The organism is Mesorhizobium sp. M0522, from assembly GCF_040321085.1.
GTDB lineage: Bacteria > Pseudomonadota > Alphaproteobacteria > Rhizobiales > Rhizobiaceae > Mesorhizobium.
Map to the genome: position 1 here is coordinate 1 of NZ_JAMYQW010000099.1, position 810 is coordinate 810.

Consider the following 810-nt stretch of genomic DNA (forward strand, 5'->3'; position numbering starts at 1 on the left):
CCACGCAGCTTGTTGACGACCAGCGTGGCCAGGGCCTCGCCTTCGACATCTTCCGAGATGATGACCAGCGGCTTCGAGGTCTGCACGACGGCCTCGAGGATCGGCAGCATGGCCTGCAGGTTGGAGAGCTTCTTCTCGTGGAGAAGAATGTAGGCGTCTTCCAGATCCGCAACCATCTTCTCGGCGTTGGTGACGAAGTAGGGCGAGAGATAGCCGCGGTCGAACTGCATGCCTTCAACGACTTCAAGCTCGGTCTCGGCGGTCTTTGCTTCCTCGACGGTGATGACGCCCTCATTGCCGACCTTCTGCATCGCTTCCGCGATCATCGAGCCGACCGACACGTCGCCATTGCCGGCGATGGTGCCGACCTGGGCAACCTCTTCCGAGGTCTTGATCTTCTTGGCGTTCTTGATCAGCGTCGCGACGACGTCGGCGACGGCGAGGTCGATGCCGCGCTTGAGGTCCATCGGGTTCATGCCGGCGGCAACCGACTTGTGGCCTTCCTGGACGATCGACTGTGCCAGAACGGTCGCGGTGGTGGTGCCGTCGCCGGCGATGTCGTTGGTCTTCGAAGCAACTTCGCGGACCATCTGCGCGCCCATGTTTTCGAACTTGTCCTCAAGCTCGATTTCCTTGGCGACGGTGACGCCGTCCTTGGTGATGCGCGGTGCGCCGAACGACTTGTCGATGACGACGTTGCGGCCCTTGGGGCCGAGCGTGACCTTCACCGCGTCGGCGAGGATGTTGACGCCGCGCAGCATGCGCTCACGAGCGTCGCGGGAGAATTTTACGTCTTTGGCAGCCATTTTT

1 protein-coding gene is annotated in these 810 nt (G+C 61.6%); it reads right to left on the reverse strand.

What is annotated here, in order from left to right:
- A partial coding sequence (groEL, locus tag NKI58_RS35440) for a chaperonin GroEL (RefSeq protein ID WP_352849081.1) occupies positions 1 to 806 on the reverse strand: 806 nt, incomplete at its 3' end.
- Positions 807 to 810: the final 4 nt, after the last annotated feature.